Source organism: Peptoniphilus rhinitidis 1-13 (assembly GCF_000246925.1).
Taxonomy (GTDB): Bacteria; Bacillota; Clostridia; order Tissierellales; family Peptoniphilaceae; genus Peptoniphilus_A; species Peptoniphilus_A lacydonensis.
Genome location: NZ_BAEW01000048.1, coordinates 1 through 238, shown reverse-complemented (window position 1 = coordinate 238; position 238 = coordinate 1). Strand labels below are relative to the sequence as shown.

The 238-nt window shown below is 46.2% G+C and carries 1 tRNA gene; it reads left to right on the top strand.

What is annotated here, in order from left to right:
- The first annotated feature begins 28 nt into the window (after positions 1–28).
- Positions 29–104, top strand: a tRNA-Ala gene (locus RH95_RS09160).
- Positions 105–238: the final 134 nt, after the last annotated feature.

Genomic DNA, 238 nt, shown 5'->3' with positions numbered 1-238 from the left:
AAATCCTCACACTATTTTAATTATATATGGGGGTATAGCTCAGTTGGGAGAGCGCCTGCCTTGCAAGCAGGAGGTCAGGAGTTCGAATCTCCTTATCTCCACCATACCGACACGCTAAAATCAAGCATAGCGAAGATTGAAGCGATGGAGGTTGTGTGTAAAGGATTCCCAAGAGACCGACCGTAAGGGAGAGTCGATTGGCTAGAATTCGATTACCACAATGACTTTAGCGAAAGCG